At 62.2% G+C, this 7,184-nt stretch carries 4 protein-coding genes and 1 tRNA gene; 3 read left to right on the top strand and 2 right to left on the bottom strand.

Translation table 11 applies throughout. The annotated features are described in order from the left end of the window. Window positions 1-112 precede the first annotated feature (112 nt). Window positions 113-203 (bottom strand) — tRNA-Ser (locus tag ACE04A_RS09470). Between the two features lie 288 nt (window positions 204-491). Here ACE04A_RS09470 and ACE04A_RS09465 point away from each other — a divergent pair. The 3 genes from ACE04A_RS09465 to yaaA all read left to right on the top strand — a co-directional run bounded on the left by ACE04A_RS09465 (window position 492) and on the right by yaaA (window position 3,372). Further along, on the top strand, window positions 492-1,697 hold the full coding sequence (locus ACE04A_RS09465; RefSeq protein WP_259252066.1) for a cation:proton antiporter domain-containing protein: 1,206 nt from the start codon (window positions 492-494) through the stop codon (window positions 1,695-1,697). Window positions 1,698-1,800: 103 nt separating this feature from the next. Then, window positions 1,801-2,583, top strand: a complete 783-nt coding sequence (locus ACE04A_RS09460; protein ID WP_100852801.1) for a 3-hydroxybutyrate dehydrogenase — start codon at window positions 1,801-1,803, stop codon at window positions 2,581-2,583. 15 nt (window positions 2,584-2,598) lie between these two features. Then, a complete protein-coding gene (gene yaaA, locus ACE04A_RS09455) occupies window positions 2,599-3,372 on the top strand; it encodes a peroxide stress protein YaaA (RefSeq protein ID WP_438859424.1) in 774 nt (257 codons plus the stop codon). A gap of 1,100 nt (window positions 3,373-4,472) precedes the next feature. On the opposite strand, the gene ACE04A_RS09450 is transcribed toward yaaA, so the two are convergent. Continuing rightward, on the bottom strand, window positions 4,473-6,773 hold the full coding sequence (locus ACE04A_RS09450) for an FUSC family protein (RefSeq protein ID WP_438859891.1): 2,301 nt from the start codon (window positions 6,771-6,773) through the stop codon (window positions 4,473-4,475). Window positions 6,774-7,184 lie beyond the last annotated feature (411 nt).

Here is a 7,184-nt window from a genome sequence, read left to right as displayed (position 1 = left end):
GCCATGGGCCCATGGCCGGGGTCATAGTCATGGGTCATGGCTTGGCCCATGCCCACCCCGCGCCACAAAGAAAAAAGCCCCTGATTTCTCAGGGGCTTCGTTCTTGAATACTTGGCGGAGAGGGTGGGATTCGAACCCACGGTACGGGGATACCGTACGCCTGATTTCGAGTCAGGTACATTCGACCACTCTGCCACCTCTCCGGGGCTGGGTTCCAAAACGGTGATCACTTATTTGAAGGGTTCCTTTTTGAGGATTTCCCTTCACGTTTCGTTTTCACTTCAAGATCCCTGGTCGGAAGGATCTTCGTTGTTGGAGCAGCGAAGCCCGCAATTCTACAGGAATTTTTTCCTGTGTGTAAAGGGGGTCGAAAAAAATCCTTGAAAGGGTGCATCGCGCACTTCCGGCGGCGCCGATCTTTGTCCAGAATTCGCCCATCCGGGCATCGCGCGCCCAGGCCTACACCCCTACCCAAGGCGGCATCCCGTTTCATGGACCTGATTCTTATCCTCTTGCTTGCCGCCGTGCTGTGCGTGCCCATCACGCAGCGGCTTGGGCTGGGCGCCATTCCGGGTTATCTGATTGCGGGCGTGCTGATCGGGCCGTCTTGCCTGAAGCTGGTGACCAATGTCGACACCATGATCAACGTGTCGCAATGGGGCGTGGTGATGATGCTGTTCATCATCGGGCTTGAGCTGTCGCCCAGGCGCCTATGGGCGATGCGCAGCGAGGTCTTCCTGTTGGGAAGCTTGCAGATGCTGGTCTGCGGGTTGCTGCTGGGGCTGGTGTTCGGCGCGGCGCTCAGGCATTTGGCCGGGATGGAGTGGCAGGCGGCGGTGTTGTGCGGGCTGTCGCTTGCCTTGTCGTCGACGGCGGTGGCGCTGCGGCTGTTGGATGAGCGCAGCTTGACCCGCACGCCGCTGGGCCGTTCGGCATTGGGCGTGTTGCTGTTTCAGGACATGGCGGCCATTCCGATGCTGGTGGCGGCGGGCTTGCTGGGGTCTGACGGTACGTCGGCCCCGTCGTTCAAGGAAGCGCTGATCGCTGTGGCGGTCGTGGCGTTGGCCTACCGGCTGCGGCTGCTGGGCTGGGCCGCCAAGGCGCAATTGAATGAACTCTTCACGGCGGCGGCATTGCTGATGGTGGTGGGCGCCGCGCAATTGTTCGACTATGCGGGCCTGTCGGCGGGCTTGGGCGGCTTTCTGGTCGGGGTGTTGATGGCGGAATCCCGCTACCGGCACGACCTGGAAAAGGCCATCGACCCGTTCAAGGGCTTATTGCTGGGCCTGTTCTTCCTGGCGATCGGCATGTCCGTGAACCTGAAGGTGGTGGCTGATCACTGGACGTTCATCATCGGCTGCGTTGCCGCCTTGCTGGCGATCAAAGCCCTGGTCCTCTATGGCTTCGCGCGGTTCATGGGCCTGCCGCGCTACCACCGGCTGCTGTTCGCCATGGTGCTGGCCCAAGGCGGGGAATTCAGCTTCGCCATCTTCAATGAAGCGTGGGACAACCACTTGATCAGCCTGGAGCATCGCGATGTGCTGTCCGTGGTGGTCGCCATATCCATGGGCGTGGTGCCGGTGCTGATCAAGCTGCTGGAACGCGTGCCGGAAAACCGTGGCGGCATGGCGGATCTGCCTTCGGCCGCCGATGCGGGGCTGGGGTCGGATTCGTCCGACAAGCCTCCATCCGCTTGACCCCGCCGGACGTGGGGTCATGGCATGATTGCCGTCGGCGCGGGCGGCTACACTTGTCTTCGTTTCGCTTTTCATCCCTATGCCAGACCACAGGAGAATGCTCATGCTCAAAGGAAAAGTTGCCCTTGTCACCGGTTCCACCAGCGGTATCGGCCTGGGGATCGCCACCGCCTTCGCCCAGCAAGGCGCTGATATCGTCCTGAATGGTTTTGGCGATGCCGCCGCGATCGAAAAGGAACGCGCGGGTTTGGCCGAGAAGTACGGCGTGAAAGTGATCTACGACGGCGCCGACCTGTCCAAGGGCGATGCCGTGCGTGGCCTGGTCGACAACGCGGTGCGCCAGTTGGGCCGCATCGATATTCTGGTCAATAACGCCGGCATCCAGCACACCGCGCTGATTGAAGACTTTCCGGTTGAAAAGTGGGACGCGATTCTGGCGCTGAACCTGTCGGCTGTGTTTCATGGCACGGCGGCCGCGCTGCCGCACATGAAGAAGCAGGGCTTTGGCCGCATCATCAACATTGCGTCGGCGCATGGCCTGGTGGCCTCGGCCAACAAGTCGGCCTATGTGGCGGCCAAGCATGGCGTGGTGGGTTTCACCAAGGTCACGGCGCTGGAAACGGCCGGGCAGGGCATCACCGCCAACGCCATCTGCCCGGGCTGGGTCCGCACGCCGCTGGTGGAAAAACAGATCACCGCGCTGGCTGAAAAGAACGGCGTTGACCAGGAAACCGCCGCGCGCGAACTGCTCAGCGAAAAGCAGCCGTCGCTGCAATTCGTGACCCCGGAACAACTCGGCGGCACCGCCGTGTTCCTGGCATCCGACGCCGCGGCGCAAATTACCGGCACGTCGGTTTCGGTCGATGGCGGCTGGACGGCGCGTTAATAGAGGAATTCTGGAATGTTGTTTTTGCTTTCCCCCGCCAAGAAGCTGGACTACGACTCGCCCCTGCATATCGAGACGCACACCCAGCCGCTGTTCGTGGATCAGGCCGCCGGCCTGATCAAGGTGTTGAAGACGAAGTCGGCAGAAGACATCGCTGACTTGATGAGCCTGAGCCCGGCGCTGTCTGAGCTGAATGCGCAGCGTTACGCGCATTGGAAGCGCAGCTTCACCCAGGCGAATTCACGCCAGGCGGTGTTGGCGTTCAATGGCGATGTGTACGAAGGGCTGGATGCGTCCAGCCTGTCGGCCAAGCAACTGGATTGGGCGCAAGAGCACGTGGCCATCCTCAGTGGTTTGTACGGCGTGCTGCGCCCGCTGGATCTGATGCAGCCGTATCGCCTGGAAATGGGCACACGTCTGGAAACGTCCAAGGGCAAGAACCTGTATGAGTATTGGGGGGCGACGATTGCCGATTACCTGAATGAGCGTCAGGAGGGCAAGAAGTCGCCGGTGATCGTCAACCTGGCGTCCGAGGAATATTTCAAGTCGGTTGATTTGAAAACGCTGAAGGCGCGCGTGGTGCAATGCGTGTTCCAGGACTGGAAGAACGGCGCCTGGAAAATCATCAGCTTCCACGCCAAGCGTGCGCGCGGGCTGATGGCGCGCTACGCGATCCAGCATAAGGTTGCCAAGCCGGAAGGCTTGCAGGGCTTTGACCTGGAAGGCTACGCCTACGACGCATCGGTTTCAACGGAAGACAAACTGGTGTTTCGTCGCAAGGTGGGGTGATTGTGATGGGTTCCGCGCGATCGGCGTTGTGTTTTTGCCGGGGCCAATTCGCGCTGCACCCATCCTACGTTCGTGGCGAATTGGGTCGGTCGTGATGGGTTCCGCGCGATCGGCGGTGTGTTTCTTGGCCGGGGCCAACGCGCGCTGCACCCATCCTACGTTCGTGGCGAACTGGGTCGGTCGTGATGGGTTCCGCACGATCGGCGGTGTGTTCTTGCCGGGGCCGATTCGCGCTGCACCCATCCTACGTTCGTGGCGAATTGGCACGATCGTGATGGGTTCCGCGCGATCGGCGGTGTGTTTCTTGGCCGGGGCCAACGCGCGCTGCACCCATCCTACGTTCGGGGCGAATTTGGGTGATCGTGATGGGTTTCGCGCGATCGGCGGTGTGTTCTTGCCGGGGTCAACGCGCGCTGCACCCATCCTACGTTCGTGGCGAATTGACACGATCGTGATGGGTTCCGCGCGATCGGCGGTGTGTTTCTTGGCCGGGGCCAACGCGCGCTGCACCCATCCTACGTTCGTGGCGAATTGACACGATCGTGATGGGTTCCGCGCGATCGGCGGTGTGTTTCTTGGCCGGGGCCAACGCGCGCTGCACCCATCCTACGTTCGTGGCGAATTTGGGTGGTCGTGATGGGTTTCGCGCGATCGGCGGTGTGTTTCTTGGCCGGGGCCAACGCGCGCTGCACCCATCCTACGTTCGGGGCGAATTTGGATGATCGTGATGGGTTTCGCGCGATCGGTGGTGTGTTTCTTGGCCGGGGCCAACGCGCGCTGCACCCATCCTACGTTCGTGGCGAACTGGGTCGGTCGTGATGGGTTCCGCGCGATCGGCGGTGTGTTTCTTGGCCGGGGCCAACGCGCGCTGCACCCATCCTACGTTCCGGGCAAAGTGGCACGATCGTAGGATGGGTGTGGCGCGAGACTGTCTAAAAAAGAAAGAAATCGCTCAACGCGCGAACCCATCAAGCAGCGCTGAATTTTTAACAGGATCAGCCACAAGCTTACGGTCGTCTGATGGGTTTCGCGCGATTGGCGGAATCTTCTTGCCCACGCCAACGCGCGCTGCACCCATCCTACCTATCCGTCCGCATCATTTACGCCGCCGCCGCCACGGGCGGGGCATGCGTGGGGTCGGCCAGCGCTTGCAGTTCCTGGCGGATCATGTGCGATGCCTTCAGCATCTGCTTCAACGGATACGCCAATGCCGCCTGTTCGCCGGCCGTGTCGAACTGCGTGGGCAGGGTCGTGGCGATCTGGGGGCGCTTCTCGTCCAGCAGGTCGACCATGCCGTTCAGCGCTAACTGTACGGCTTCAGGCGTTCTAGGTAGCGCCGCCAGAATGGGTATCGCCGCTGTGATCTGCGAGGCCAGCACATGGTTCTGGATCAGCAGGTTGTTCAATTCCGGCACGCTGAGCTGGTGCGATTTGGGTTCGCTCATCATGCGGTAGAACGCTTCGGCAAAATTGCTGAATGCAATGTGCACGTTCTTGCGCGCCAGGCGCCAGGCCAGGTCGGCATCGATGACGGCGGGGGTGTCCGCGGCGGTGGTGGCGTTCGTTGCGGCGTTCGCGGCTGTCGTCGTGGCTGTATTCGTACCCGCAGTCGTACCCGCATTTGCGCCCGCATTGGTGGCGGACCCCGCGTGCGTTTGCATGGCTTCCACGTAGCGCAGCCCGGCCAGCAAATATTCCCGATTGGCGCGGGTGGCGGCGGCGGCCAGCGGTTTCAGATAGCGCGCTTCCCACCACGGCAGGATGTAGCTGCAGATTAGCGCCAGCGCGCAGCCCAGCAATGTGTCGATGGCGCGTTCGCCAATCACCGCCATCGACACGGTGCCCGGCGACACGAAGTGGAACACCAGCACCACGAAGAGCGTGTTGAAAATGGCGCTGGCCATGTAGTTCAGTTGCACCAGGCTGTTGCCCATGATGCAGGCGCCCAGCAGCACGGCGAACAGGATCTCGGGGCTGTCGGTCAGGTTGAACAGCAGCAGCGCGCAAATGCAGCCGATCAAAGTACCGCCCAACCGCCAGCCATTGCGCTGCCGCGTCAGCGCGAAGCCGGGCTTCATGATGATGACGATGGTCAGCATGATCCAGTAGTTGTGCGCGGAAAATTCCGGCGACAGCCAGCGGCTGGCCAGCGTCATGGCAATGGCGGCGGCCGCCGTCACGCGCAGCGCATAACGGAAGTGTGGGGAATCCAGCCGCAGGTTGCTGGTCAACAGCCCAAAGCGGAATTCCTGGCGCGAGATAAAGCGCGTCAACGACTTGTTGATGCGCAGCACGTCGGTGGGCTTGGCGTCCGGTGATGCCGCCGTGTGGTCGGCCAGGCGGTCGACGATGCGGGCCGAATTGCGCAGGCGGCGCAGCACCTGGATGATCAGCGCCAGCATCTCGGGTTCGCGCTCGCCCAGGCCTTGCTGCTTGAGCTGTTCAATTTCGTATTCGATGGCGCGCAGTTCCGCCTTGGCGCTGCTGCGGTACTGCACCTGGCGCCCGCGCGACACGTCCAGCGCGATGCGGTTGAGTTCCAGCGACATCTTCACCAGCGCGTCGCGCATGAACATCAGGCAGTCATTGCCCGCCAGCGTGCGGCGCAGCGCGGCGTAGTCGGTGTGGGTGGCGACCAGCGTGTCCAGCAGTTGCAGCATGTCGACGAACATGTTCCAGATCATCACGCGCTGGCGATCGCCCACGCCCTTGCCGCGCGGCAGGGCACGCAGCACCATGTCGCGCGCCGCCTGGTGTTTTTCCGTCATGACGGACTGGCGTTGGATCAGGGTGCGATAGGCCTCGTCCAGATCGGCCGTCTCGTCGTAGAAGGCGGCGCGGGCGGCCACGTAGTCGGCCGTGGCGAACAGCGCCACCGACATGGCCTGCTGTTCCTCGCGCAGCCAGAACAAGCGCGAAAATCCCAGGCTGAACACTACATAGAAAAGCGCTCCGCCCAAGGTGGCGACCGCGTGTGCGAATACTTCGTGCGGCTGTAGCGGTGAATGCATCGTCAAGGTCATCAGCAGCAGGCCGGCAAAGCCGATCAGCCCGCCGCGCTTGCCGAACACGGTGAACATCGAATAGACGAAGCACTGCGCAATCACCACCAGCCAGATCAGGATGGGATTGGTGGACGCCAGCCCCGTGATGATGACGGTCACGGTGCCCAGCGCGGCCCCGCCCAGCATTTCATTGGTGCGATGACGCTGCGGCCCGCCCGGTTGGTCGATGATGGCCAGGCACTGCGCACCGAAGGTCGCGACCAGCCCGGTGGTGTAGTTGCCGAACAGCCCGCCCAGCACCAGCACGGGCAACAGCATGCCAACCCCCTGGCGCACCCCTCCGAAGAAGTAGTGGCTGTAGAGGAAACGGCGAATGCTGGCAATGCGCAAATCCATGGGGGCGGGTCTGGGTTCGAGGCGACGCAACAAGTATAGAGAGACCGAAGGATTTTTAGGGGTCAGATGGTTACCGGACTTTCCCGCAATTCGCACTGCATCGCGCGCGCAACGGTCGTTTCACGTCGATTTGCTACCTTTGACGCAACGCGGTAAATTCCACCTCTTGCGCCGGTCTGCCTATCCGATACCGGCGCGTTGAGGCGGATGGTACGGGTCACCTCCCCAGCCATCCTGCCGCAGTGATACTTGCTGTTGGCCGCGCCACAAGCGTGTGTTGCCAAAGCTTCCATTTCGACCTCCAGCGTCCCCAAGGGGCGTTTGCACTGCGTTCTGTCGAGCGTGTGCCGGGTCGGCAGGGTGTCCGGGTGGCGTGGCTCCGTGAGCCGCTAAGCGCCGGATCATGTTGTC

The organism is Achromobacter colocynthidis (assembly GCF_057334535.1).
This window is presented reverse-complemented; position numbering and strand designations above follow the sequence as displayed.

What these genes read in the sequence shown, in the direction of transcription:
- yaaA (WP_438859424.1), top strand. Translation starts at nt 2,599, where the DNA reads ATGTTGTTTTTGCTTTCCCCCGCCAAGAAGCTGGACTACGACTCGCCC.
- ACE04A_RS09450 (WP_438859891.1), bottom strand. Translation starts at nt 6,773, where the DNA reads ATGGATTTGCGCATTGCCAGCATTCGCCGTTTCCTCTACAGCCACTAC.
- ACE04A_RS09460 (WP_100852801.1), top strand. Translation starts at nt 1,801, where the DNA reads ATGCTCAAAGGAAAAGTTGCCCTTGTCACCGGTTCCACCAGCGGTATC.
- ACE04A_RS09465 (WP_259252066.1), top strand. Translation starts at nt 492, where the DNA reads ATGGACCTGATTCTTATCCTCTTGCTTGCCGCCGTGCTGTGCGTGCCC.